This window comes from Ancylobacter rudongensis (assembly GCF_900100155.1).
GTDB classification, from domain to species: domain Bacteria; phylum Pseudomonadota; class Alphaproteobacteria; order Rhizobiales; family Xanthobacteraceae; genus Ancylobacter; species Ancylobacter rudongensis.
Genome location: NZ_FMTP01000001.1, coordinates 719,697 through 745,852 on the forward strand (window position 1 = coordinate 719,697; position 26,156 = coordinate 745,852).

Annotated in this window: 24 protein-coding genes; 15 read left to right on the top strand and 9 right to left on the bottom strand. The window is 67.9% G+C overall.

Going from position 1 to position 26,156, the window contains the following annotated elements; genetic code table 11:
* Positions 1–49: 49 nt before the first annotated feature.
* From BLO63_RS03270 to lpxB, 14 genes are all read left to right on the top strand, one after another.
* Positions 50–910 (top strand): sulfotransferase family protein, encoded by an 861-nt coding sequence (locus BLO63_RS03270; protein WP_244517578.1) that lies wholly within the window; start codon positions 50–52, stop codon positions 908–910.
* Between the two features lie 182 nt (positions 911–1,092).
* Positions 1,093–2,091: a 30S ribosomal protein S2 gene (locus tag BLO63_RS03275; RefSeq protein WP_091436721.1), complete on the top strand. Its 999-nt coding sequence runs from the start codon at positions 1,093–1,095 to the stop codon at positions 2,089–2,091.
* A 123-nt stretch (positions 2,092–2,214) separates the two neighbouring features.
* Positions 2,215–3,138: a translation elongation factor Ts gene (gene tsf, locus BLO63_RS03280; RefSeq protein WP_091436723.1), complete on the top strand. Its 924-nt coding sequence runs from the start codon at positions 2,215–2,217 to the stop codon at positions 3,136–3,138.
* Positions 3,139–3,239: 101 nt separating this feature from the next.
* A complete protein-coding gene (gene pyrH, locus BLO63_RS03285) occupies positions 3,240–3,971 on the top strand; it encodes a UMP kinase (protein WP_091436724.1) in 732 nt (243 codons plus the stop codon).
* A 141-nt stretch (positions 3,972–4,112) separates the two neighbouring features.
* Positions 4,113–4,676 carry a ribosome recycling factor gene (gene frr, locus BLO63_RS03290; RefSeq protein WP_091436726.1) on the top strand — a complete coding sequence of 188 codons (564 nt, stop codon included), beginning with the start codon at positions 4,113–4,115 and terminating at the stop codon, positions 4,674–4,676.
* Positions 4,677–4,777: 101 nt separating this feature from the next.
* A complete protein-coding gene (locus BLO63_RS03295) occupies positions 4,778–5,485 on the top strand; it encodes an isoprenyl transferase (protein WP_091437262.1) in 708 nt (235 codons plus the stop codon).
* Entirely contained in the window at positions 5,469–6,311 is an 843-nt protein-coding gene (locus tag BLO63_RS03300; protein WP_244517580.1) for a phosphatidate cytidylyltransferase, read from the top strand. Before BLO63_RS03295 ends, BLO63_RS03300 begins: the two co-directional genes overlap by 17 nt.
* A 145-nt stretch (positions 6,312–6,456) precedes the next feature.
* Positions 6,457–7,602, top strand: a complete 1,146-nt coding sequence (rseP, locus tag BLO63_RS03305) for an RIP metalloprotease RseP (protein ID WP_091436729.1) — start codon at positions 6,457–6,459, stop codon at positions 7,600–7,602.
* Positions 7,603–7,790: 188 nt separating this feature from the next.
* The gene (bamA, locus tag BLO63_RS03310) at positions 7,791–10,229 is read left to right on the top strand and encodes an outer membrane protein assembly factor BamA (protein WP_091436730.1); all 2,439 of its coding nucleotides are present in this window, start codon (positions 7,791–7,793) and stop codon (positions 10,227–10,229) included.
* An 88-nt stretch (positions 10,230–10,317) separates the two neighbouring features.
* Positions 10,318–11,406, top strand: a complete 1,089-nt coding sequence (gene lpxD / locus BLO63_RS03315) for a UDP-3-O-(3-hydroxymyristoyl)glucosamine N-acyltransferase (protein ID WP_091436732.1) — start codon at positions 10,318–10,320, stop codon at positions 11,404–11,406.
* Positions 11,407–11,409: 3 nt separating this feature from the next.
* The gene (gene fabZ, locus BLO63_RS03320; protein WP_091436734.1) at positions 11,410–11,898 is read left to right on the top strand and encodes a 3-hydroxyacyl-ACP dehydratase FabZ; all 489 of its coding nucleotides are present in this window, start codon (positions 11,410–11,412) and stop codon (positions 11,896–11,898) included.
* A complete protein-coding gene (gene lpxA / locus BLO63_RS03325; protein WP_091436735.1) occupies positions 11,895–12,728 on the top strand; it encodes an acyl-ACP--UDP-N-acetylglucosamine O-acyltransferase in 834 nt (277 codons plus the stop codon). The genes fabZ and lpxA overlap by 4 nt, the downstream gene beginning before the upstream one ends.
* Positions 12,729–12,759: 31 nt before the next feature.
* Complete coding sequence (locus BLO63_RS03330) at positions 12,760–13,611, top strand: LpxI family protein (protein WP_244517582.1); 852 nt, start codon at positions 12,760–12,762, stop codon at positions 13,609–13,611.
* A complete protein-coding gene (gene lpxB / locus BLO63_RS03335; RefSeq protein WP_091436738.1) occupies positions 13,608–14,783 on the top strand; it encodes a lipid-A-disaccharide synthase in 1,176 nt (391 codons plus the stop codon). Before BLO63_RS03330 ends, lpxB begins: the two co-directional genes overlap by 4 nt.
* 91 nt (positions 14,784–14,874) lie before the next feature.
* Here lpxB and gltA read toward each other — a convergent pair whose 3' ends face one another.
* Together gltA and gltX are read right to left on the bottom strand one after the other, a co-directional pair.
* Positions 14,875–16,182: a citrate synthase gene (gltA, locus tag BLO63_RS03340; RefSeq protein ID WP_091436740.1), complete on the bottom strand. Its 1,308-nt coding sequence runs from the start codon at positions 16,180–16,182 to the stop codon at positions 14,875–14,877.
* Between the two features lie 236 nt (positions 16,183–16,418).
* Positions 16,419–17,855, bottom strand: a complete 1,437-nt coding sequence (gltX, locus tag BLO63_RS03345; protein WP_091436742.1) for a glutamate--tRNA ligase — start codon at positions 17,853–17,855, stop codon at positions 16,419–16,421.
* A 182-nt stretch (positions 17,856–18,037) separates the two neighbouring features.
* On the opposite strand from gltX, the gene BLO63_RS03350 reads away from it, so the two are divergent.
* Positions 18,038–20,416: a ComEC/Rec2 family competence protein gene (locus BLO63_RS03350; RefSeq protein WP_091436744.1), complete on the top strand. Its 2,379-nt coding sequence runs from the start codon at positions 18,038–18,040 to the stop codon at positions 20,414–20,416.
* Here BLO63_RS03350 and lexA read toward each other — a convergent pair.
* The 7 genes from lexA to trpD all read right to left on the bottom strand — a co-directional run bounded on the left by lexA (position 20,410) and on the right by trpD (position 26,135).
* Complete coding sequence (gene lexA / locus BLO63_RS03355) at positions 20,410–21,105, bottom strand: transcriptional repressor LexA (protein WP_091436746.1); 696 nt, start codon at positions 21,103–21,105, stop codon at positions 20,410–20,412. The two genes, BLO63_RS03350 and lexA, sit on opposite strands and share 7 nt — an antisense overlap.
* 223 nt (positions 21,106–21,328) lie before the next feature.
* A complete protein-coding gene (locus BLO63_RS03360) occupies positions 21,329–22,042 on the bottom strand; it encodes a GntR family transcriptional regulator (RefSeq protein ID WP_205409243.1) in 714 nt (237 codons plus the stop codon).
* Between the two features lie 84 nt (positions 22,043–22,126).
* Positions 22,127–22,507, bottom strand: coding sequence for an oxalurate catabolism protein HpxZ (gene hpxZ / locus BLO63_RS03365; RefSeq protein WP_091436750.1), 381 nt, complete (start codon positions 22,505–22,507; stop codon positions 22,127–22,129).
* Positions 22,508–22,564: 57 nt separating this feature from the next.
* Positions 22,565–23,785: a molybdopterin molybdotransferase MoeA gene (locus BLO63_RS03370; RefSeq protein WP_091436752.1), complete on the bottom strand. Its 1,221-nt coding sequence runs from the start codon at positions 23,783–23,785 to the stop codon at positions 22,565–22,567.
* Between the two features lie 10 nt (positions 23,786–23,795).
* Positions 23,796–24,281 (bottom strand): cyclic pyranopterin monophosphate synthase MoaC, encoded by a 486-nt coding sequence (gene moaC / locus BLO63_RS03375; RefSeq protein ID WP_091436754.1) that lies wholly within the window; start codon positions 24,279–24,281, stop codon positions 23,796–23,798.
* A gap of 3 nt (positions 24,282–24,284) precedes the next feature.
* Positions 24,285–25,100, bottom strand: coding sequence for an indole-3-glycerol phosphate synthase TrpC (gene trpC, locus BLO63_RS03380; protein WP_091436756.1), 816 nt, complete (start codon positions 25,098–25,100; stop codon positions 24,285–24,287).
* Between the two features lie 9 nt (positions 25,101–25,109).
* Positions 25,110–26,135, bottom strand: coding sequence for an anthranilate phosphoribosyltransferase (trpD, locus tag BLO63_RS03385; protein WP_091436758.1), 1,026 nt, complete (start codon positions 26,133–26,135; stop codon positions 25,110–25,112).
* Between the last annotated feature and the right edge of the window lie 21 nt (positions 26,136–26,156).

Here is a 26,156-nt window from a genome sequence, read left to right on the forward strand (position 1 = left end):
GGGAATGCCGTTGTTTGCCGCCAGAGGGACATGAGGGACAATCAGGACGGTGGTGTTCAAGGGATCTGAAACACGGCGGGCAATTCTAATTCTGGGCATGCACAGGAGTGGCACGTCGGCGCTGACGCGGACGGTCAATCTTCTTGGGGCCGCCACGCCGCAGACATTGATGGGCGCGACCTCGGGAAACCTGCGCGGTCACTGGGAATCGAAGCCGATCGTCGATTTGAACGACGAGATTCTCGCCGCGTGCGGGCACAGGTGGTACTCGCGCGGCCGGATCGTCGAGTCGCCGAGCAAGGTAGTGCGCGCCAATGGCATGTGGCAGCGGCTGCGTGACACGCTGGACAGCGAATTCGGCGGCGCTTCGACGGTCGTGTTGAAGGACCCCCGCGTCAGCCGGCTGGTTCCACTCTACCGCGAGGCGCTGACAGAAGCTGGCTATGCAGTGGAAGCCGTCCTTACGCTGCGCAACCCGCTGGAAGTTGCCCAGTCGCTGGCGCGTCGCGACGCCATGGAGCCCCGCCGGGCACTTGCTCTATGGATGCGCTACACGCTGGATGCGGAACGCGGCACGCGCGGCCTGCCCCGGGCTCTGGTCGTCTACGACGCTCTGCTTGAGGATTGGCGGGGTACGACTGGCCGGATGAAGCAGCAGCTTGGCGGCTACTGGCCCGAGGTGACGCCGGAGGTCGCCGCCGCAATCGACGAGTTCCTTAGCCCGACCCTCCGCCATCACGTTATCGCGGTGCCTGGGGCCGGACTCGGGCGTTCGGCTATCGCGGGTCTGCTGTATCGCGACATGGCCCGTGCCCTGATCGATGCCCCGTCTTCCACGCCGGGCTTTCTTGCCTCCGCCTTGGCTGAGTGGAGCCTGCGCGCCAGTCGCTCGTCTGCCCGTCGGGTGTAGGCGCGACGCGGACTTGCCACGGAGACCGCACTCCCCTATAAGCCGCGCCATTCCGCACGCGGACTCGCGGCCGGACGCCCATTGTCACGACGTGATGCGGGCTCCAGTGCCGCTCCGGTGCCGTAAGCCGAATTCCTCGGCACGGCCATGTCCGCGGAGGCCCAACCGGACGAGAGACGACAATGGCGCTCCCTGACTACACCATGCGCCAGCTCCTGGAAGCTGGCGTGCACTTCGGGCATCAGTCCCACCGCTGGAACCCGAAGATGGCCCCGTTCATTTTCGGCACCCGCAACAACATTCACATTCTCGACCTGGCCCAGACCGTGCCGGCGCTTCACCGCGCCCTGCAGGCTGTCTCCGACACCGTGGCCCGTGGTGGTCGCGTGCTGTTCGTCGGCACCAAGCGCCAGGCCGCCGATGCCGTGGCGGATGCCGCCAAGCGCTCGGCCCAGTACTATGTGAACTCCCGCTGGCTCGGCGGCATGCTGACCAACTGGAAGACCATTTCCCACTCCATCGCCCGCCTGAAGAAGCTCGAAGAGCTGCTCGCGGCCGGCGAGGGCGTCGGCTACACCAAGAAGGAGCGCCTGACGCTCCAGCGCGAGAAGGAAAAGCTCGATCGCGCGCTCGGTGGTATCCGCGACATGGGCGGCATTCCCGACCTGCTGTTCGTCATCGACACCAACAAGGAAGACCTCGCGGTCGCCGAGGCCCGTCGCCTTGGCATTCCGGTCGCGGCGATCCTCGACACCAATTGCGATCCGGACGGCATCGCCTTCCCGGTTCCCGGCAATGATGACGCTGGCCGCGCGATCAACCTCTATTGCGACCTCGTCGCCCGCGCCGCCATTGACGGCATCGGCCGCTCGCATGGCGATCTCGGCATCGACATCGGCGCCTCCGAGGCTCCGATGGTTGAAGACCTGCCGGCCGAGACCGCCTGGACGAGCCTCGAATCGCTCTCGGGTCCGCGCGGAATCGCCGACGACCTGAAGAAGCTGACCGGCGTGTCGCCCGCGATCGAGAAGCAGCTGACCGACCTCGGGATCTTCCATTTCTGGCAGATCGCCGCGCTCAACGCCGACGACGCTCACCGTCTTGGCGAAGAAGTCGGCCTGCCGGGCCGTGTCGATGGCTGGGTGGCGCAGGCCAAGGAGTTGACCGCCGAGGTCGAGTGACCCCGGCGTCCGCTTCGCGACGGCGTCACATTTCGGCGCCAAGCATTGTATCGCACGGCCGGCCCGGATTCCCTCCGGCCGGCCGTGTCGTCGATTGACACAGAGATCGTTGAGGAACGGAACATGGCCAACATCACCGCGGGCATGGTGAAGGAGCTGCGCGAGAAGACCGGCGCCGGCATGATGGACTGCAAGGCCGCGCTGACCGAGGTGGACGGCGACATCGAGGCCGCCATCGACTGGCTTCGCAAGAAGGGCCTCGCCAAGGCCGCCAAGAAGGCTGGCCGCGTCGCCGCCGAGGGCCTTATCGGCCTCGCCGTGTCGGGAACGACGGGCGTTGTCGTCGAAGTGAATTCCGAGACCGACTTCGTCGCCCGCAACGAGCAGTTCCAGCAGCTGGTGCGCGATATCTCCACCGTCGCGCTCGGCGCCGAGGACGATGTCGAGGCGCTGAAGGCGGCGGCCTACCCGGCCGGTGCCACCGTTGCCGACGCCATCAACACCGCCGTCGCCACCATTGGCGAGCATATGAACCTGCGCCGCTCCAAGAAGCTCTCGGTTTCGGCTGGCGTCATCGGTTCCTATGTCCATGGGTCGGTCGGCGAAGGCCTCGGCAAGATCGGCGTTCTGGTCGCGCTCGAGTCGGAAGGCAAGGCGGATGAACTCGCCGCCCTCGGTCGCCAGATCGCGATGCATGTCGCGGCGGCCAACCCGCAGGCGCTCGACTCCTCCAGCATCGCCGAAGACGTGATCGCGCGCGAGAAGGGCGTGCTTGCGGAGAAGGCCAAGGCTTCCGGCAAGCCCGATAACGTGGTCGAGAAGATCGTCGAGAGCGGGCTGAAGACCTATTTCAAGGAAGTCACGCTGGTCGAGCAGGCCTTCATCCATGACCCGTCCAAGACGGTCGCCCAGGCGGTGAAGGAAAGCGAAGGCAAGGTCGGCGCGCCGATCAAGCTGGTCGGCTTCGTCCGCTTCGGCCTCGGCGAGGGCGTCGAGAAGCAGGAAAGCGACTTCGCCGCCGAAGTCGCCGCTGCCGCCGGCGTCTGAGCGCGATCTCACGTTGATAAGTCACGCCGGGCCGCCCACGGGCAGTCCGGCGTGTTTTACTGTGCGCGCCGTCGCGAGTCGCGCCAAGCCAGAGGTGCCCCATGTCGATCCCTGAGCCGCACGGCGCCCTTTATGGGCGTGTCTTGGTCAAGGTGTCCGGTGAGGCGCTGATGGGGAACGAAGCTTTCGGGCTGCACTGGCCGACCATCGAGAACATCGCGCAGGATCTCGTCGAGGCGCGTTCGACGGGTTGCGAGATCGCCGTGGTCGTCGGCGGCGGCAATATCCTGCGTGGCGCCAGCGTGGCCGGGCAGGGGCTCGACCGTGCCACTGCCGACCATATGGGCATGCTGGCGACCGTGATGAACGCGCTGGCGCTGGAGAAGGCGGTCGAGAAGGCCGGCGTTCCCGCCCGTACCCTCTCCGCCATTCCCATGCCGACCATCTGCGAGCCCTATGCCCGCCAGACCGCCTCGCGCCATCTGGCGCGCGGGCGTGTCGTGCTTCTGGCCGGCGGTACCGGCAACCCCTATTTCACCACCGATACCGGCGCCGTGCTGCGCGCCGCCGAGCTTGAATGCGACGCGGTGATGAAGGCGACCAATGTCGATGGCGTCTATACCGCCGATCCCAAGCGGGACCCCTCGGCGCGGCGCTATGAGCGACTCACCCATGATGAGGCGCTGGCGAAGGACCTCAAGGTGATGGATGCTGCCGCCTTCGCCCTGGCGCGGGAGGCGAAGCTGCCGATCGTCGTCTTCTCGATCCGAGAGCCTGGGGCGATTGCTGCCGCCATCCGTGGCGAGGGACGCGCGACGACGGTGGCGCCCTAGCGTTCGTGCGAAGCGGCCCGGCGTCCCCATGCGCCGGGCGCGGTTGTCGCGTAAGGCTTGCCATGGGCGCCGTTAGGTTGGATAAGCCGCCAACCGGCGCCCGTCGGCCTCGGGCCGGCTGATGAATGAATGAGGTTCGTGATGAGCACTGGTCCGATCGACATTGCCGATATCAAGCGCCGCATGACGGGCGCGATCTCCGTTCTCAAAACCGAGCTTTCGGGCCTGCGGACTGGGCGTGCATCGGCCAGCCTGCTGGAGCCGATCCAGGTCAATGCCTATGGCAGCAACATGCCGCTCAACCAGGTTGCCTCGGTGAACGTGCCGGAGCCGCGTCTGCTGTCGGTGCAGGTGTGGGACCGCGGCATGGTGGCGGCGGTCGAGAAGGCCATCCGCGATTCCAATCTGGGCCTCAACCCTCAGACCGAAGGGCAGGTTCTGCGCGTGCGTATTCCCGAGCTGACGCAGGATCGCCGCCAGGAACTGGTCAAGGTCGCGCATAAATACGCCGAGGCCGCGCGCGTTTCCGTGCGCCATGTGCGTCGCGACGGCCTCGACACCATCAAGAAGGCCGAAAAGGACGGCGAGATGAGTTCCGACGACCTGGACCGGCTCGCCGATCAGGTTCAGAAGGCGACGGACCAGTTCATTGCCGAAATCGACCAGGTCGTCGCCGCGAAGGAAAAGGAAATCCTCGCGGTCTAGTCGGCGGGCGCCAGGGAGGCTCCGTGAACATTGCAAGGCGTGGCGAGGCCTCAGGTGCCGCCATCGAGACCATCGGGGGTGAGGCGACCTCGCCCTGCCCGGTGCCGCGCCACGTCGCCATCATCATGGACGGCAACGGCCGCTGGGCGAAAAGCCAGGGCCTGCCGCGCTTCGAGGGGCACCGGCGCGGGGCAGAGGCGGTGCGCCGCATCGTCGCCGACGCCAGGGATCTCGGTATCGAGGCGCTGACGCTCTACAGCTTCTCCAGCGAGAACTGGTCGCGTCCGGAGCGGGAGATCGGCGAGCTGATGGGGCTGCTCAAGCGCTTCATCCGCTCGGACCTCAAGGAGCTTCACGCCAAGAATGTCCGCCTGCGCATCATCGGCGAAGGTCATCCCACAGATAGCGAAGTCCAGACCCTGTTCGACGAGGCGCAAGCGCTGACCCGCGACAATACGGGTGTGCGGCTCACCGTGGCGTTCAATTACGGCTCGCGCGGCGAGATCGCCCGTGCGGCGCAGGCTCTCGCGCGGCAGGTCGCAGCGGGCGAGATTCGCGCCGAGGACATCACTACCGAGCGTTTCGCCGAGGCACTGGACACGGCCGGTCTGCCGCCGCTCGACCTGATGATACGCACCAGTGGCGAGCAGCGCCTGTCGAATTTCCTGCTGTGGCAGGCCGCCTATGCCGAGTTGGTGTTCCTGCCGGTCTATTGGCCGGACTTCAACCGGAGCTGGCTGGAGCGGGCGCTGGGCGAATATCGCCGGCGCGAACGGCGCTTCGGCGGCGTCGATGCCGGGGAAAGCTGAGCCGTTGCGGATCGGAGAGGATTTTCTGCCGCGCCTAGGCTCGGCGCTCGTGCTCGGGCCGTTTGTCATGCTGGTGGCGGTGGTCGGCGGCTGGGCGTTCAGCACGCTGGTTGCGCTCTCTGCCGTGATCCTGCTGTGGGAATGGCTGCGGATGATCGGCGCCAAGCCGCGCACGCCGCTGCTGGTCATTGGCGGCGCCGCTCTGGTCGGGGCGATCCTGTTGCTCGCCATCCGTCCACCTCCGGCCGCCATCGGCATGGTGGTGCTGGGCGCGATTACTGCGGCGCTCGTGGCCCGCTCGAATCGGGAGCGGCGGACCTGGGCGCCGTTCGGCGTGCTCTATGCCGGTGCGCTGGCGTTGCCGACCCTCGTCCTGCGCGACGATGGCTCTTTCGGGCTTGTCAGCCTCGTGTGGCTGCTCGCTGTCGTCTGGTCGACGGATATTGCCGCTTATTTCTGCGGCCGCCTCATCGGCGGCCCCAAGCTTTGGCCGCGGGTCAGCCCCAACAAGACCTGGGCCGGCTCGCTCGGCGGAGCGTTCTTCGGCATGCTCGCGGGCATGGCAACGCTGCATCTGGCCGGCGTGGAGACCGCCTTGCTGGCCGCGCCTATCGCGCTACTGGCGAGCTTTGCCAGTCAGGGCGGCGACCTGTTCGAATCGGCGATGAAGCGGCGTTTCCAGGTGAAGGATTCCAGCCGACTGATCCCCGGCCATGGCGGGCTGATGGACCGGCTCGACGGCTTCATCGCGGCGGCGGCGCTGGCGCTGCTGATCGGACTGATCCGCGCGCCGGACGCTCCGGCCCGCGGGTTTCTGCTGTGGTGATGCGCACCTTCGAGGCCCGGGAAGCGGCGGCGTATATTGGCGCCGCAATTTCGGGGCTCGTGCCGCATTTTGCTCACCTTCGCCTTAAACGCTGCTTATGGAACAAGAGGCGCGCCCGTCGGCGTGCGTGTCTGGGAAATCGCTGATGGAACTTCTTGCCTCGATGGGCGGCACTGCGAGCTGGCTGCTCGGCTATGTCGTGCCGTTTCTGTTCGTGCTGACGATCGTGGTGTTCTTCCACGAACTGGGCCATTTCTGGGTGGCGCGGCGGGCCGGGGTGAAGGTGGTGGCGTTCTCGATCGGGTTCGGCCCCGAGATCGTCGGCTTCAATGACCGGCACGGCACGCGCTGGAAGCTCTCGGCCATTCCGCTGGGCGGCTACGTCAAGTTCCTCGGCGATGAGAACGCGGCCAGTGCCCCCGACCGTGGCGCCATCGCCCATATGAGCGAGAGCGACCGCCGCGAGAGCTTCTTCCACAAATCGGTCGGCGCCCGGGCGGCGATCGTGGCGGCGGGGCCGATCGCCAATTTCATTCTCGCGATTGTCATCTTTGCCGGGCTGTTCATGACGGTGGGCCGGCAGGTGACGACGCCGCAGGTCGACGCCGTGCAGGCCGGCAGTGCCGCCGAGCGCGCCGGCTTCCAGCCCAGCGACGTCATCCTGACCATCAATGGCGATCCCATCGATTCGTTCGGCGACATGCAGCGCATCGTCAGTGCCAATGCCGGCGAGCCGCTCGCCATCGAGGTCGAGCGGGGCGGGCAGCGACTCACCCTTGAAGCCACGCCGGACCTGCGCGAGGTCACCGACACCTTCGGCAATGTCCATCGGATCGGTGTGCTCGGCATCTCCCGCGATACCGGGGGAGGGCAGGTCCGCACCGAGCGATTCGGCCCGATCGAGGCCGTGACCCAGGCGACGACGGAAGTGTGGTTCATCGTCGACCGCACCTTCAGCTATCTCGGCGGCGTGGTGACGGGCCGTGAGCGGGCGGACCAGCTGGGTGGCCCCATCCGCATCGCCCAGGTTTCCGGGCAGGTCGCGACCTTCGGAATCGCCGCCTTACTGCAACTTGCCGCCGTTCTGTCGGTATCGATCGGACTTCTTAACCTCTTTCCGGTACCGCTTCTGGATGGCGGACACCTGCTTTTCTACGGCATCGAGGCGCTGCGCGGCCGACCGCTCAGCGAACGGGCCCAGGAGGTGGGTTTCCGCATCGGTCTGGCGCTAGTCCTGATGCTGATGCTGTTTGCGACGTGGAACGATATTCTCAATATATCAAAATCTTGAGCTGGATTCGGGATGGCGTTGCCGAGGCGCCACGCCGTCCGGAAAAGGCACTGAAAACGGCAGGTCCGGTTTGCAGGCTCTGGAAAAGTCTGTATCAAACGGAGTGCAGGGTGAGGAGTGTCGCCGGGTGCGCGCCTAGAGGTGTGCAGTCGGACGTCTCCCAGAACAACGGTAAGGTTGCGCACCAAATGGCTCGTTCCCGGTTCGTGAGTAGATTGGCCTCGGTTGTCGGCTTTGCCCTTCTGGTGGCGGTCGGCAGTGTTTCGGGTGCCGTCATGGCGCCCGGGGTGGCCATGGCTCAGTCGGCGAATTCGATCGTCGTCGAGGGGAATCAGCGCGTCGATGCCGATACCATCCGCTCTTATTTCCAGCCCGCTCCCGGTCAGTCACTGACGCCCGCCAAGATCGACGAGGCGCTTAAGTCGCTCTATGCCACGGGGCTTTTCTCCGACGTCACGATCAGCAACCGCGGTGGGCGGATGGTCGTCACGGTCGTCGAGAACCAGGTGATCAACCGCGTGGCGTTCGAGGGCAACAAGAAGGTCAAGGACGACCAGCTGGCGCTCGAAGTTCAGTCCAAGGCCCGCAGCCCGCTGTCCAAGACGACGGTGCAGGCCGACACCCAGCGCATCATCGACGTATATCATCGTGGCGGCCGCTACGACGTGCGCGTCGAGCCGAAGATCATCGAGCGCGGCCAGGGTCGTGTCGATCTGGTGTTCGAGATCACCGAGGGCGACAAGTTGGGCGTGGCCGAGATCAAGTTCGTCGGCAACAAGGCCTATTCGGAATACAAGCTCAAGGAAGAGATCACGACCACGGAGACCAACTGGCTCTCCTGGCTGAAGAACACCGACATTTATGACGTCGACCGCATCAACACCGACCAGGAACTGCTGCGCCGCTTCTACCTCAAGCACGGCTACGCCGATTTCCGCATCATCTCGGTGACGGCCGATCTCGATCGTGCGCGCGACGGCTTCGTCCTCACCTATGTGATTGAGGAAGGTCCGCAGTATCGGATCGGCACGGTCGATGTCGTCACCGGCATCAAAGATGTCTCGATCAACGACCTACGCGCCGCCCTGCGGGTCGCGCCCGGTCAGGTCTATAATGCCGAGCTGGTCGAGAAGTCGGTCGAGAACGCCACGATCGAGGTCTCCAAGTCGGGCTATGCCTTCGCCCAGGTCCGTCCGCGCGGCGACCGCAATGTCGAAGCGCGCACCATCTCGCTGGTCTTCGCCGTTGAGGAAGGTCCGCGCGTCTATGTCGAGCGGATCGAGATCCGCGGCAACGTCCGTACCCGCGACTGGGTCATCCGTCGCGAGTTCGATTTCGCCGAAGGCGATGCCTATAACCGCGTGATGGTGGATCGTGCCGAGCGCCGCCTGCGCAATCTCGGCTACTTCAAGGACGTGAAGATCACCAATGAGCCGGGCACCGCGCCCGACCGCATCATCCTTGTGGTGACGGTCGAGGATCAGCCCACCGGCGAGTTCTCGGTCTCGGGCGGCTACTCGACCTCGGATGGCTTCATCGGCGAAGTGGCGATCTCGGAAAAGAACTTCCTCGGTCGCGGCCAGTATGTCCGTCTTGCCGGCCAGCTCGGCGAGAACGTGCAGGGCGCCGATTTCAGCTTCACCGAGCCGTATTTCCTCGATTACCGCATCGCCGCCGGCTTCGACCTGTTCTGGAAGACCACCAGCGCAACCAGCTACAGCCAGTACGACACGGAGACGGCGGGCGGCACGTTGCGCATCGCCCTGCCGCTGACCGACGAGCTGACGCTGGGCCTGCGCTACATGCTGTCGCAGAAGGAAATCTCGGTCAGCATTGAGGATGAGGTCTTCAACGACGTCTCCTGGGCGCTGCTCGAAATCAACAACCAGTCGATCATCACCTCGGCGGTCGGCTACACGCTGTCCTACAACATGCTCGACGATAACCGGAACCCGTCCAACGGCTACCTACTCGAGCTGAAGCAGGACTTCGCTGGTCTGGGCGGTGACACCACCTATATCCGCACCACCTTCGACTCTCGCTTCTACACCCCGATCGTCGGCGACTTCGTGCTGATGCTGCGCGGCCAGGTCGGCAATGTGGCCGGGTGGGGCAACGAGGATCTGCGCATCACCGACAACTTCTTCAAAGGTCCCGACCTCGTCCGCGGCTTCGCTCCGAACGGCATCGGCCCGCGCGACCTGGCCTCCGGCTATCTCGGCGAGGATACGGACGCGCTCGGCGGCACGATGTACTGGGGCACATCGGCGGAAATCCAGTTCCCGCTCTCCTTCCTGCCCAAGGATTTCGGCCTGAAGGCGGCCGTATTCGCCGATGCCGGCTCGCTCTGGGACTATCAGGGTAACACCTCGTTCCCCAACATCGCTGGCTTGCCTTCGGTGGATAATCCGAACTACACCGACTGTAGTGTCATTGCCGGCTCCTCCACCAAGGGTCTTGCAAATGTCTGCGTCGCCGACAGCGACAGCATTCGCTCCTCGGTCGGTGTCAGCCTGATCTGGTCCTCGCCCTTCGGTCCGCTGCGCTTCGACTATGCCTGGGCGCTGACCAAGGAATGGTATGACGAGGTGCAGCAGTTCCGCTTCAGCGGCGGCACCCGCTTCTGATAAGCTCCACCCCATTGTACAGCACGGCGGTCCGGTCATCCGGGCCGCTTGTGCGTTTGGGAAACGGCACGGCAGTCGACAGGCGGCGATGAACGATCCCTTCTTCTATTCCGCGCCGGTGCCGCTGACGCTGGCCGAGATCGCCGCGCTCCTCGGCGGTCCGCTCGGCGAGGCGGTCGCTAGCGCGCCGGCAGTGCGGATTTCCGGCGTGGCCTCGCTCGAAGAAGCCGGCCCCGCCGATATCGCCTTCATGGACGGCGCCCGCCATGTGCCGGCGCTGCGCGAGACACGGGCCGGCGCCTGCCTCGTCACCGAACGCTTCGCCGCGCATGTCCCGCACGGCACGGTCGCGCTCTGCGTGGCCAAGCCCCATGCGGCCTTCGTCACCATCGCCCGCAGGCTCTATGCCGGCAGCCTGCAGCCGGGCTCGATGTTCGGCCATGCCGGCATCGCCGCCGGTGCCGTGGTGCATCCGCAGGCGCGTCTCGAGGCGGAGGTGACGGTGGACCCGGGCGCGGTGATCGGCGCCGGCGCAGAAATCGGCAGTGGAACGGTGATCGCCGCCGGGGCGGTGATCGGTCCCGGCGTCCGCATCGGGCGGCAGTGCTCCGTCGGCGCCGGCGCGACGCTGCAGCACGCGCTGCTCGGCGACCGGGTCATCGTCCATCCCGGGGCGCGGATCGGGCAGGACGGTTTCGGCTATGTCGGCAGCGCGAAGGGGCATGCCAAGATTCCGCAGATCGCCCGGGTGATCCTGCAAGACGACGTGGAGATCGGCGCCTCGACGACGATCGACCGGGGCGGGCTACGCGACACGGTGATCGGCGAGGGCACCAAGATCGACAATCTGGTGCAGATCGCGCACAACGTGGTCATCGGGCGCCACTGCATCATCGTCTCACAGACCGGCATCGCCGGCAGTGCGACGCTGGGGGATTTCGTGATGCTGGGCGGGCAGGTCGGGGTCATCGGCCACGTCCGTATCGGCGACGGCGCTCGCATCGCCGCGTCCAGCAATGTGAAGGACGACGTGCCGCCTGGTGTCGAATGGGGCGGCTCACCCGCCAAGCCGATGCGCGAGTGGTTCCGCGAGGTGATGGCACTGCAGCGTCTGGGGCGCGGCGAAGGAACAGGTTCTGGACGGCGCTGCGTCGCCGGCGAACAACAGGGACAGTAGGGGATGGACGTGCAGGAGCAGGCCACAGTTGAACCCACGGCGCTGGGTGCCGCCGATATTCAGCGCATCCTGGCGACGCTTCCGCACCGCTACCCGTTCCTCATGGTCGACCGGATCGTCGGCATTGAGGGCGACAGGAAGGCGGTCGGGATCAAGAATGTCTCGGCCAATGAACCGCATTTCCAGGGCCATTTCCCGGACAATCCGGTCATGCCCGGCGTGCTCATCCTTGAAGGCATGGCGCAGACGGCCGGCACCATCTGCCTGCTGAACCGCCCGGAGGAGGGCGCGCCCTCGCTCGTCTATTTCATGACCATCGATAAGGCCAAGTTCCGCAAGCCGGTTCTGCCGGGGGATGTGCTTGAGTATCACATGACCCAGATGACCAAGCGGCGGAACATGTGGTGGTTCCGTGGCGAGGCCAAGGTGGACGGACAGATCGTCGCCGAGGCGGAAGTGGGCGCGATGATCGCCCGCGGGGAGCGTAAATGAGCGAAACCGAGGCGAGGATCGACCCGCTGGCGCGTATTGAGGCGGGTGCCGTTCTGGGCGCCGGCGTCGAGATCGGACCCTTCTGCACGGTGGGGCCGAATGTGGTGCTCGGGGCGGGTGTGAGGCTGATCTCGCATGTCGCGATAAGCGGTCACACGACCATTGGCGAGGGGTCGACGATCTATCCCTTCGCCTCGCTCGGCTTCGCGCCGCAGTCGCTCGGCTATAAGGGCGAGCCGACACGGCTGGTGATCGGCCGCAACTGCACCGTCCGCGAGCATGTGACGATGAACACCGGCACCGCTGGCGGTCATCAGGAGACGGTCGTTGGCGATAATTGCCTGTTCATGGTGAACAGCCATGTCGCGCATGACTGCATCGTCGGCAACAACGTGATCTTCGCCAACAACGCGACCCTTGCCGGCCATGTGAGCGTGGGCAACAACGTGTTTCTCGGCGGCATGGCGGCGATCCATCAGTTCGTCCGCATCGGCGACAACGCCATTGTCGGCGGCCTGTGCGGGCTGCAGCACGATCTCATTCCGTTCGGCGCCATGATCTATGGCCGCAGCGGACTCGGCGGGCTGAACATTATCGGCATGAAGCGCCGGGGCCTCGGCCGGCCGCAGATTCATGCGCTGCGCGCCGCCTATCGCGAGCTGTTCTACTCCGCCGGCACGCTGGGTGAGCGCGCCGCGCGGGTCGCCGAGCGCTATGCCGACGACGCCAATGTCATGCATGTCGTCGATTTCGTCCGCAATGGCGGCAAGCGCCGTCTGACCGTGCCCGACGATACGGCCGACCATGTCGCCGAACCCGACGCCGCCTGAGGCGCGGTCCTCGTCGGGGGAGGGTGGGTCTATGGGCGCGCCGCTGGCCATCATCTGCGGCGGCGGGGCCTTTCCCCTCGCCGTGGCCGAGGGCGCCCGGCGGGCGGGGCGCGAGGTGGTGCTGTTTCCGGTGCGCGGCTTTGCCGATGCCGCGTTCGAGGCCTGGCCGCATGTCTGGATCTCGCTCGGCCGCTTCGGCTTCCTGAAGAGCGAACTGCGCCGCCGGGGCTGCCGGGACGTCGTCTTCATCGGCAATGTGCTGCGCCCGCGCATCCGCGACCTGCGGCTCGACTGGGCGACCGTCCAGCTGCTGCCGCGTGCCTTTGCCCTACTGCGCGGCGGAGACGATTATCTGCTCACCGGCCTGGGCCGGTTGATGGAGGAGTCGGGGTTCCGTCTCGTCGGCGCGCATGAAGTGGCGCCGGAAATTCTCATGCCCGCCGGCCAGCTCGGCGCCGTGGCGCCCGATGCCGCCGCGCGCGAGGACATTGCCCGCGGGCGCGACGCACTGGCAGTGATGGGACCGCTGGACATCGGCCAGGGGCTGGTGGTGATGAACCGCCATGTCGTCGCGGTCGAAGCGGCCGAGGGCACCGATCTCATGTTGGCCCGGGTCGCCGAGTTGCGGGGCAATGGGCGCATCAAGATGCCGGCGCGCTGCGGGGTGCTGGTGAAGCGACCCAAAACGGGGCAGGATTTGCGGATCGACCTGCCGTCCTTCGGTGCCCGCACGGTAGAAGGCGCGGTGCGGGCCGGACTGGCGGGCATCGCGCTCGAAGCCGGTGGCGTCATCGTCGCCGACAGTGCGGCGCTGCTCCGGCTCGCCGACCAGGCGGGCCTGTTCATCCTTGGTTTCGAGCGCGAGGGGGCGCAGGGTTCATGAGCGGCCCCGCTCCGCTCGACGTGTTCATCGTTGCCGGCGAAGAATCGGGCGATGTGCTGGGCGCCGGGCTGATGGCGGAGCTGACAGCGCTCCATGCCGGCGCGGTACGCTTTCGCGGCGTCGGCGGCGCCCGCATGCAGGCGCAGGGCCTGGTGCCGCTCTTCCCCATGGAGGACATCACCGCCATGGGCTTCGCCCAGGTGATCGGCGGCCTGCCGCGCATCCTGCGGCGCATGGGCGAAACGGCGCGGGCCATCGTCGCCCAGCCGCCGGATATTCTGGTGATGGTCGACGCGCCTGATTTCACCCATCGCGTCGCTCGCAAGGTGCGGGCACGCCTGCCGAAGCTGCCGATCGTCAAATATGTCGCGCCAACCGTCTGGGTCTGGCGTCCGGGCCGCGCCAAGGCGATGGCGCCGGATTTCGATCGCGTGCTGGCGCTGCTGCCCTTCGAGCCCGAGGCAATGCACGCGCTCGGCGGGCCGCCGACCACCTATGTCGGCCACCCGCTGCTGGGTGAGCTGACCACGCTGAGGCCGAGCGCCGAAGAGGCGGCGCGGCGTGCGTCGCCACCGCCGGTGCTGCTGGTACTGCCCGGCAGTCGCCGTGCCGAACTGGCACGCCTCGGCGCGACCTTTGGTGAGGTGCTGGCACGGCTCACGGCTGAGCTGCCCGATCTCGATCTGGTGCTGCCGACCCTGCCGGGCCGGCGGGCGCAGGTCGAGGAGATGGTGGCGTCCTGGCCGGTCAAATCCCGCATTCTGGTCGAGGATGAGGACAAGCGTGCCGCCTTCCGGGTGGCACGGGCGGCGCTGGCCGCCTCCGGCACTGTAACGCTGGAACTGGCGCTGGCCGGTGTTCCGACGGTGGCGGCCTATCGGGTGCCGTGGCTGGAAGGGCGCATCGCGCCCTTCTTCATCCGGGTGAAGACGGCGATCCTGCCCAATCTCATTCTCGATGAACCCGCGATGCCGGAATATCTGCAATGGCACATCGACCCGCCGGCGATGGCCGCGCAACTGGCGCGGCTGATCGTAGGCGGGCCGGAGCGCGAGGCCCAACTCTCCGCCTTCGCGCGGCTCGACGCTGTCATGGGCGAGGGTGAGCCGCCGAGCCGGCGGGCGGCGAGGGCGGTGCTGGAGACGCTGGCGGCAAGGCGCAGCGTCGCGTGAAGCGCGCAGCAAGCCTCAAATGAAAATCCCCGCCAATCCGGTCCGGATGGCGGGGATTTTGGTTTCTGGCGGTCTGCCGGCGCTCAGGCGCTCACTTGCGGCGGGCGATCGGCACGTAGTCGCGCTGGGTGGCGCCGGTGTAGAGCTGGCGCGGGCGGCCGATGCGCTGGCTCGGGTCCTCGATCATCTCCTTCCACTGGCCGATCCAGCCCACGGTGCGGGCGAGGGCGAACAGCACGGTGAACATGGAGGTGGGGAAGCCGAGGGCGCGCAGGGTGATGCCCGAATAGAAGTCGATATTCGGGTAAAGCTTGCGCTCGACGAAATACTCGTCCTGCAGCGCGATGCGCTCCAGCTCGATGGCGATGTCGAGCAGCGGATCGTCCTTGATGCCAAGCTCGCCGAGCACTTCGTGGCAGGTGCGCTGCATGATCTTGGCGCGCGGGTCGTAGTTCTTGTAGACGCGATGGCCGAAGCCCATCAGCCGGAACGGGTCGTTCTTGTCCTTGGCGCGGTTGATGAACTCGGGGATGCGGTCCACCGAGCCGATCTCGCCGAGCATCTTCAGGGCGGCCTCATTGGCGCCGCCATGGGCAGGGCCCCAGAGGCAGGCAATGCCGGCGGCGATGCAGGCGAAGGGGTTGGCGCCCGACGAGCCGGCGAGCCGCACGGTCGAGGTCGAGGCGTTCTGCTCGTGGTCAGCGTGCAGGATGAAGATGCGGTCGATGGCGCGCGAGAGGATCGGGTTGACCTTGTACTCCTCGCAGGGCACCGAGAAGCACATGCGCAGGAAATTCGAGGCGTAGTCGAGATCGTTCTTCGGGTACACGAAGGGCTGGCCGATCGAGTACTTATAGGCCATCGCCGCCAGGGTCGGGATCTTCGCGATCATGCGGATCGAGGCGATCATGCGTTGCTGCGGGTCGGAAATGTCGGTGCTGTCGTGGTAGAACGCCGACAGCGCGCCGACCGAGGCGACCAGCACGGACATGGGATGCGCGTCGCGACGGAAGCCGTGGAAGAAGCGGCTCATCTGCTCATGCACCATGGTGTGGCGCGTGACGCGGTAGTCGAAATCGGCCTTCTGGGCGGCGGTCGGCAGTTCGCCGTAGAGCAGCAGGTAACAGGTCTCGAGGAAGTCGCTTTCGGCCAGCTGTTCGATCGGGTAGCCGCGATACAGAAGGACGCCCTCGTCGCCGTCGATATAGGTGATCTGGCTTTCGCAGGAGGCGGTGGAGGTGAAGCCGGGATCGTAGGTGAACTTGCCGGTCTGGCCGTAGAGCTTGGCGATGTCGATGACATCCGGCCCGATCGTGCCGTTCAGGATCGGAAGCTCCCAGCTTTCATCGCCAATGGTGAGCGTAGCGGATTTTGGCGCGTTGCTTTGGCTGGCGTCCATGCGGGGTCTCCCTAAACCTTGAGAACCGGATCTGAAACGGATCGCGTCTTTTGCGGGGGCCGCGCCTGCCTTGCGGCAATGTGCAGCGGAGACCGGGGGGGTCCCACGGCGGCCCATGGTCAAAGTCGTAGCGGTTTCGATCCGCCCTCGCAAGCGCAGCGAAACCGCTCCCGCATTGCGGCCGGCAGGCCGGGCAGCCGCCTTTTCCGGCGGGCTCGGCTACCTCGGGGAAGGCGTCACGCCGGCGCGGAAGCACCCGTCTGGTCGGCGATCCGTGCCAGCGATTCCTCCCGACCCAGCACGGCGAGGACATCGAAAATGCCGGGCGAGGTGGTCTTGCCGGTCACGGCGGCACGCAGCGGCTGGGCCAGCATGCCGAGCTTCACCCCCTGCGCCTCCGCCACCGCCCGCACGGCCGCCTCGGTCTCGGACGCGCTCCATTCCGCTACCTCGGCAAGCGCCGCCGCCGCCGCCGCGAGCAGGCGGCGCGCCTCGTCGGTCAGCAGGGCCTGCGCCTTCTCCTCCAGCGGCAGAGGCCGCTCCCGCCAGATATAGGCCGAACTTTCAATGAGTTCGAGAAGGGTCTTAGCGCGCTCCTTCAGTCCCGGCATGGCGGCGAGCAGCTGGGCGCGGCGCTCGGGCGTCAGCGCGGCGGCGATGGCGGCGCCGTCGGGAATATGCGGCAGCAGGGCGTCGATGGCCTCGATCAGCTCGGCATCGGGGGCCGAGCGGATATACAGGCCGTTGATGTTCTCCAGCTTGGCGAAGTCGAAGCGTGCCGCCGAGCGGCCGACCCGGTCGAGATCGAACAGGCGGGTCATCTCTTCGGTGGAGAAGATCTCCTGGTCGCCATGGCTCCAGCCAAGGCGCACGAGGTAGTTGCGCAGCGCCGCGGGCAGGTAGCCCATGGCGCGATAAGCATCGACGCCCAGCGCGCCGTGGCGCTTGGAGAGCTTCGCCCCGTCCGGCCCATGGATCAGCGGGATGTGCGCCATCTTCGGCACCCCCCAGCCCAACGCATGGTAGATCTGCGTCTGGCGCGCAGCATTGGTGAGGTGATCGTCGCCCCGGATGATGTGGGTGACGTTCATGTCGTGGTCGTCCACCACCACCGAGAGCATGTAGGTGGGGGTGCCATCGGAGCGAAGCAGGACGAGGTCGTCGAGGTCCTTATTGGGAATCACCACGCGGCCCTGGACGAGATCGTCGATGACGGTCTCGCCCTCGGTCGGCGCCTTCAGCCGGAACACCGGCTTGCGGTCGGCCGGTGCCTCCGCCGGGTCGCGGTCGCGCCAGCGCCCATCATAGCGCGGCGGGCGGCCTTCCTTGCGGGCGGTCTCGCGCATCTCCTCAAGCTCCGCCGCGCTGGCGTAGCAGGGATAGGCGCGGCCGGCGGCGATCATCTGCTCCACCGCCTCGCGGTGCCGCTCGGCCCTGGCGAACTGGTAGATGACCTCGCCGGACCAGTCGATGCCGAGCCATTTCAGCCCGTCGATGATGGCGTCGATCGCCTCCGGGGTGGAGCGCTGGCGGTCGGTGTCCTCGATGCGCAGCAGCATGGTGCCGCCCTTGGCGCGGGCATAGAGCCAGTTGAACAGCGCGGTACGGGCGCCGCCAATGTGCAGGAAGCCGGTGGGCGAGGGGGCGAAGCGGGTAACGACGGTCTCGGACATATCTCTTCCGTCTGCGCCGGAGGGACGGCGGCGAAGCGTGGCGGGCGCGGAGCGTGCGTGTACCATAGGTGTGCGACGCGGGAAAAGCGGGCCTTCCGCCGGGGCCGGACCGCAAGGGGCCGCGCGCCGCACGACAAGGCAGCAGGGCAGGGCAGCGAAACACGCGCAAGGGGCATCGGGGGATGCACGAGCCGCCGCAGCTGGGGCCGGGAGACGCGCCGCGTCCGCGCGCGCGGACGGTTGTGCTCGGCCAGCGACAGGCGAGGGGGCATCCGGACAAGTGGCGCCTGCCGGATCTGTCTCTGGCAGGGCTCTGGCAGGGCGCGGCGACGGCGCTGACGCGCGAGCTCGACGACCGGCGCGGCTTCCTGTTCCTGCCGATCGGCTTCGCCGCCGGGGCCGCGCTCTATTTCGCCGCGCCGCAGGAGCCGCTGCCCTCTGCCGGCTTCGTGCCGGCCCTCGCCTTTGCCGGTCTCGCCCTTCTGGCGCGGGCGCGGCCCTTCGCCTTCCACCTGCTGGCGCTACTGGCGGTGATCGCGGCCGGTTTCGCCGTGGCGGCGCTGCAGGTTCAGCTCATGGCGCATCCGGTGCTCGGCACGACGCTGAACGCGGTCGAGGTGCGCGGCTATGTCGAGGCGGCGGAACTGCGCCCGCGCGGCAGCCGCATCACCCTGGCCGTCACCGGGATGGAGCGTGCCCGGGAGGTGCCGACGCGCGTTCGTGTGACGCTCGCCGGGCGCGAACCGCCCGCGGTGGGCAGCCATGTGACGCTGCGCGCCACGCTCGGTCCCCCGCCCGGGCCGTCCTATCCCGGCGGCTTCGATTTCGGCCGGGCGATCTGGCTCGATGGCATCGGCGCCACCGGCTATGCGCTCGGCCGGCCGCAGCTGCGCCCCGCATCTGTCGCGCCGCCGCCAGGGTTGGCCCTGACCACCTGGCTCGACGGTACGCGGCGCGCCATCGCGGCGCGCATCCGCGCGGCGCTGCCGGGGGAGGAGGGCGGCGTCGCGGTCGCCCTCGTAACCGGCCTGCGCGATGCAGTGCCGGAATCGATCGAGGAGAGCATGCGGATCTCCGGCCTGTCCCATGTGCTGTCGATCTCCGGCCTGCACATGGCGCTGGTGGCGAGCACCGTGTTCTTCCTGGCGCGGGCGCTGCTGGCGTTGATGCCCGATCTCGCGCTCCACCGCCCGATCAAGGCCTGGGCCGCGCTGCCGGCCATGTTGTCCGCCAGTTTCTACCTCCTGCTCTCCGGGGCCGAGGTGCCGACCCAGCGTGCCTATCTGATGACTTTGCTGGTGCTCGCCGGCATTGTGCTCGGCCGGCCGGCGCTGACGCTGCGGACGCTGGCGGTGGCGGCGCTGGTGCTGCTGGCGCTGTCGCCCCGGGCGGTGCTCGATCCCGGCGCGCAGATGTCGTTCGCCGCGACGCTCGGGCTGATCGCGGCCTATGAGCGCTTCGGCTTCCTCATCACCCTGCCCTCCGCCAGGGCGGGGCGCTGGCTCGGGATGCCGGCGCGCTATGTCATGGCGCTGGTGCTGGCCTCGCTGGCGGCGGGCCTGGCGACGGCGCCCTATGCCGCCTACCATTTCCAGCGGCTGGCGCCGCTCAGCCTACTGGCCAATCTCGCGGCCATGCCGGTGGTGTCGTTCATCGTCATGCCGGCGGGACTTGCCGGCTCGATCCTGATGCCGTTCGGCTGGGACGATCCGGCTTGGCGGCTGATGGGCTGGGGCCTCGCCCGCATGCGCGACATTTCCGACCTGGTCGCCGCGCTGCCCGGCGCCGACCGCGGCGTGCCGGCCATGCCGGCGGCGAGCCTGGTGCTGGTCAGTCTCGGGCTCATCGTGCTGTGCCTCGCGCGGACAAGGCTGGTCCTCGTCGCGCCGTTGCTGGCGCTCGCCGGCATCGTCACGGCCGCGACAGCGCCGCGTCCCGACCTTCTGGTCGATGCCGAGGCGCGTACGGTGGCGGTGCGGGGCAGGGACGGCGCGCTCGCCTTCATGGGCGACCGCGACACGGGGGTGGCCGGGCGCTTCGCGGTCGAGCAATGGCTGAGCGCGGACGGGCAGCGAGGGCGTTTCGGCGCCAGGGACCTGACCGCAGCGGCCGCCTGCGATCCGCTCGGCTGCACGCTTCCCCTGCCCGATGGGCGGCTGGTGGCTCTGTCCCGCGATCGGGATTCGCTGGAGGATGATTGCCGCCTGGCAGCGGTGCTGGTGACGCCCTTCGCGCCGCCGCTCGACTGCGCGGCGACGGTGGTCCACCGCGATGCGCGCACCGCCATTGGCGGCGTGGCCGGCACATTGATGCCGGATGGCAGCCTCGCTCTCGCCAGCGCCCGCCCAGTGCAGGGAACGCGGCCCTGGGAGCCGAAAGCCCCGCGTCCGCCGCCGCTCACTTCCGAGCCGGGCGTAGGTGCCTTCTCGTCGCCCGGGAGCAAAAAACCATCCTGGCAAGTCGCTACGCCGCCACCCGGAGCCTCTGGCCTTGCCGAGGCGAATGCCGCACCGCCCTTGTCCTCGTCCGAAACGGCGCCGGCCGACGACGATGCTCAGTAACGGCGGAACAGGCCGACCAGCTTGCCCTGGATGCGCACCCGGTCCGGTCCGAAAATGCGGGTCTCATAGGCCGGGTTGGCGGCCTCAAGCGCCACCGAGGCGCCCTTGCGGCGCAGGCGCTTGAGCGTGGCTTCCTCGTCATCGATCAACGCGACGACGATCTCGCCGGTGCTGGCGGCGTCGCATTTGCGGATCAGCGCCAGATCGCCATCGAGAATGCCGGCCTCGATCATCGAATCGCCGCGCACTTCCAGCGCGTAATGCTCACCGCCCGACAGCATTTCCGGCGGCATGCCGATGGTGTGGTCGCGCGACTGGATGGCGGAAATCGGTGTGCCGGCGGCGATACGGCCCATAACCGGGATCGATACCACGCGGCGGTCCCCATCATCGTCCGAGGACGGGCGCACCTTGCCGAGATTGCCCTCGATGACATTGGGGGAAAAGCTGCGGGCAGGCTTTGGCGGCTGCGCATCCTCGGGCAGGCGGACCACTTCCAGGGCGCGGGCCCGGTTCGGCAGGCGGCGGATAAAGCCGCGCTCTTCCAGTGCCGTGATCAGCCGGTGGATGCCGGACTTCGAGCGCAGGTCCAGTGCTTCCTTCATTTCCTCGAATGAAGGGGGCACGCCGTCCTGCTGGAGGCGTTCATTGATGAACAGGAGCAGCTCATGCTGTTTGCGGGTGAGCATCAAGAGAACCCCGTCTGCCGGCCGATGCCGGAACGAAACAAATCACGAACAAAGACTAGCCGTTCTTATTGTGTTCCACAATGGGTAAAGGGAGGCTAAACGCCCGCCGGAGCGCTGCAATCACGCAGCTGGCTGACGAATCGCGGCGTCGGAGGCGCACTTCGAGCCGCTGGCAGGTTCGATGCGAGGGGCTAGCCAGTGCAGGGCGAATCGGTGGGGGCTGTCACAGCGTCTGGGCGTATTGCTCATAGGCGTCGTGGACGATGGCGATGTGGTCGCGCATCGCGGCGGCCGCACCGTCGCGATCGCCGCGCAGGATCGCCGTCGTCACCCGCTCATGCTCAGAATGCGAGAGTGCCAGCCGTCCCAGCGCGCGGAACTGGGCCCGGCGGAAGGGCGAGAGCCGGCGGCGCGTGCCGAGCGTCAGCTCGATCAGATAGTCATTGTGGCTACCGGCATAGATCGAGGTGTGAAAAAGCTCATTGGCCTCGCGATAGGCTGAGAAATCGCCCAGTCGCATGAGTTCGCCCATGTCGGCGTGCAGGCGTTCCAGTTGCTGGCGCTCCGGCGGGGTCATGTTGAGCGCGCTGAGGCCGGCGCACAGGGCTTCCAGCTCGGCCATCACCTCGAACATGTTCTGCAGACGCGCCACGCTGGGGCGTGCCACCACGGCGCCGCGATGGGGGCGGGCATCGACCAGGCCGGAGGCGACCAACTCGCGCAGCGCTTCGCGCACGGGGGTGCGCGAGACGCCGAAGCGGGCGGCGAGGGCGGTCTCGTCGAGGGCGGTGCCGGGTGGCAGCGTGCCGCGCGTGATCTCGTCGGCCAGCTGCATGCGCAGCTCCTCGGCGCGCGTCATGCGCAAGGGGCGTGCGCCGGTGGGTCGTGCGCCGGTGGTTGGCCGATTTAGGGGCAGGCGGACAGGCAGCACCGACATGAGCAACACACGGATAGTCGGGCGCGCCCGAACACCGGACGGCCGGTGGCATCTTTAGCCGCCGCGCCGGTCATCACCAAGAGGTCATAGGGGATCGTCAATCACGCTGACATGGGCGGCGACGACCTTCCAGCCGTCGGGGGTCCGCATCCAGGTCTGCATCTGCCGGCCGACACGGCCGGGCGCCCGCCGGAACAGGGTGGAGGCCACCGCCATGTCACGGCCATAGGTGGTGATGACGGTACCGTCCAGCGCGCGCTCCAGCCCGGCGGGCGAGCGCGCGGCGCGAAAGGCGCGGATGGCCTCAATGCCATAGAGGTTCTCAGCCCCGCCATAGCGGATGGTGCGGGCATCGTCCCAGAACAGCGCGTCGAGTTCGGCCACATCATTGCCGACCAGCGCCCGCTCATAGCGTTCGAAGGCGGCGCCTACCTCGGCCATCACCTCGGGAAGATCGATCTCCATGCGCGGCCCCTTGTCTCGCTGGCGAAGGCCTGAGCACACAGGCGCGCAGTGGCCGCGTCAATCCTCCAGCCGCAGAATCTCACACATCTCGCCAGCCGCGGCCGCCGGGGCGTGCGGGCGGCGGACGAGGAGGACATCGGCGCGGGCGAGATTGCGCAGCATGGAGCTGTCCTGCACCGGCAGCGCCCGCACCAGCGGCACGCCCTCGGCATGGCCGACGATCTCCGCGCGCTGGAAGTCCATGCGCTGCTCGTTCGCCTTCACATCTCCCGCCAGCCGCGCCGGCTCCAGCTCGGGATGCGCCGGCACCTCCAGCCCCTGCAGCGCCTTGATGAGCGGCACCAGGAACAGCAGCGCGCAGACATGCGCCGAGACCGGGTTGCCGGGAAGCCCGAGCACCTGCGTGCGCGTCGCGGCAGAGCGGCCGAACATCAGCGGCTTGCCGGGACGCAGCGCGATGCGGTGGACCGCGAGGTCGACCCCTTGGGCGGTCAGGGCCGGGGCGATCAGGTCATGGTCGCCGACCGAGGCGCCGCCCGTCGTCACCAGCACGTCGAAGCCGCCATCGAGGGCGGCGCGCACGCCCGCCTGCGTGGCCTCCATCGTGTCGGGCAAGATGCCGAGATCCGTCACCTCAGCCCCGGCGGCGCGGGCTAGCGCGGCGACCGAATAGAGATTGGAGACGATGACCTGGTGGGCGGCGGCGCCTGTGCCCGGTCGCACCAGCTCGTCGCCGGTGGAGAGCATGGCGACGCGCGGGCGGCGGGCGACACTTACCGTGTCGACATCGCCAGCCGCGACCAGAGCGAGATCGCGGGCGCGCAGGCGGTGTCCGGGCGCCAGCAGCACCTCACCGGCGGCGAAGTCGCCCCCGGCGCGGCGGATGTGGCGGCCGGGCGTGGCGGCCTCGGTGAGGGTGATGGCATTGCCCTCGCGGCGCGTATCTTCCTGGATGATGATGGAATCGGCGCCCTCGGGCAGCACGGCGCCGGTGAAGATGCGGACCGTGGTGCCGGGCGCGACGCGGCCGGCATAGGGCCGACCGGCGGCGGATTCGCCAATAAGCTCAAGAGTGGCGGGCACGCTCGATGCGTCCAGTGCCCGTAGGGCGTAGCCGTCCATGGCGGAGACATCGGCGCCCGGCGTGGTGCGGCGGGCAATCACCGGGGCGGCCAGCACCCGACCGTCGGCCTGCTCCAGCAGGACGGTCTCACTGCCCAGTGGCGCGGCGGTGGAGAGCAGGAGGGCCAGCGCCTCCTCGACCGGGATCAGCGCCATGGCTTTCTCCTCAGTCCGCCTGCCAATGGCCGGAGCGTCCACCGGATTTTTCCAGCAGCCGCACCTTCTCGATCCGCATGAAGCGATCGACCGCCTTGGCCATGTCGTAGACGGTGAGGCAGGCGACGGTGACGGCGGTCAGTGCTTCCATCTCGACGCCGGTCTGGCCGCTGGTGCGGACCGTGGCGCGGACGACGAGGCCGGGCAGGGCCGGGGCGGGCTCGATCTCCACTGCGACCTTGGAGAGCAGGAGGGCGTGGCAGAGCGGGATCAGTTCATGGGTACGCTTGGCCGCCATGATGCCGGCAAGGCGCGCGGTGCCGATCACGTCGCCCTTTTTGGCATTGCCGGAGAGGATGAGGTCGAGCGTCTCCGCCCGCATCACCACCTCGCCCTCGGCAACCGCAACGCGATCCGTGACCTGCTTGTCGGCGACATCGACCATGTTGGCGGCGCCGGCGGCGTCGAGATGGGTCAGGCGGGGCGCGTCGGACATGGATCAGCCGGCCGCGCGCGCGGGCAAGGTGGGGGCGAGCAGGGTGCGCGTCGCGTCCGCCACATCCGCCTGCCGCATCAGGCTCTCGCCGACAAGGATGCAGTTGATGTTCACCTGCGCCAGCCGGGCGATATCGTCCGGCGTGAAGATGCCGCTTTCGCCGACGATGATGCGGTCGGCGGGGATGCGCGGGGCGAGGCGCTCGGACGTTTCCAGCGTCACCTCGAAATTGCGCAGGTTGCGGTTGTTGATGCCGACGAGCCGCGCCGGCAGCTTCAAGGCCCGGTCGAGCTCGGCGTCGTCATGCACCTCCACCAGCGCGTCCATGCCGAGGCCGTGCGCGGTCTCGACGAGGTCGAGCGCCAGCGCATCTTCGACCGAGGCCATGATGACGAGGATGCAATCGGCGCCCCAGCTGCGCGCCTCGAACACCTGGTAGGTGTCGTAGAGGAAATCCTTGCGCAGCGCCGGCAGCGAACAGGCGGCCCGGGCGGCGACGAGGAACTCCGGCGCGCCCTGGAAGGAGGGGCGGTCGGTAAGCACGGACAGACACGCCGCCCCGCCTTCCTCATAGGCCCGGGCCAGAGAGGGCGGGGCGAAATCGGCGCGGATCAGCCCCTTGGAGGGGCTGGCTTTCTTGATCTCGGCGATCAGCGCGGTGGTGCCGGCGGCGATCTTCGCCTCGATCGCCTTGAGGAATCCACGCGCCGGGGGCTGCGCCTCGGCAGCAGCGCGCACGCCGGCGAAAGGCCGCTCGCGTTTGGCGGTGGCGATCTCCTCGCGCTTATAGGCGCCGATCTTCTCCAGAATGTCGGCCATGCCGCGCTCCTATTCCGCCGCTGCGAGGGCGGAGGCCGCGACCAGCCGGTCGAGCGCCGCCGCCGCATGGCCGCCCGTCAGGCTGGCGCGCGCCAGTTCCAGTCCGGCGCCGAGTTCGTCGACCTTGCCGGCAACGACCAGCGCGGCGGCGGCGTTGAGCAGGGCGACATCGGCATAGGCGCTCGGCTCGCCATTGAGCACCGCGCGCAATGCCAGCGCATTGGCGGCGCCGTCGCCGCCCTTCAGCGCTTCCGGCGTGGCGCGGGTGAGGCCGAACGTCTCCGGCGCGATCTCAAAGCTGCGAATGGCGCCGTCCTTCAGTTCGGCGACATGGGTCGGGCCTGTGGTGGTGATCTCGTCGAGGCCGTCGGAGCCGTGGACCACCCAGGCGCGGGTCGAGCCGAGCGTGCGCAGCACCTCGGCGATGGGCTCGACCCAGCCTCGGGCGAACACGCCGACCATCTGCCGGGTGACGCCAGCGGGGTTGGACAGCGGGCCGATCAGGTTGAAGATGGTGCGCGTGCCCATTTCCACCCGGGTCGGGCCGACATGCTTCATCGCCGGGTGATGGGCGGGGGCGAACATGAAGCCGATGCCGGCCTCGCTGATGCACCGGGAGATGGCGGCTGGCGACAGGTCGATCGTCACGCCAAGCGCCATCAGTACGTCGGCGGCGCCGGACTTCGAGGAGAGCGCGCGGTTGCCATGCTTGGCCACCGGCACGCCCGCGCCGGCGACGATGAAGGCGGCGCAGGTGGAGATGTTGTAGGAGCCGGAGGCGTCGCCCCCGGTGCCGACCACGTCCACAGCGTCGGCCGGCGCGTCCACCCGCAGCATCTTGGCGCGCATGGTGGAAACGGCGCCGGCGATTTCCTCGATCGCCTCGCCCCGCACCCTGAGCGCCATGAGGATGGCGCCGATCTGCGAGGGCGTCGCCTCGCCCGACATCATCACGTCGAAGGCGGCGGCGGCTTCCGCCCGCGTCAGAGTGGTGCCGGTCGCCAGCTTGCCGATGATGGGCTTGAGGTTGTCCATGTGGCCCTGCGTCCCCGCCTG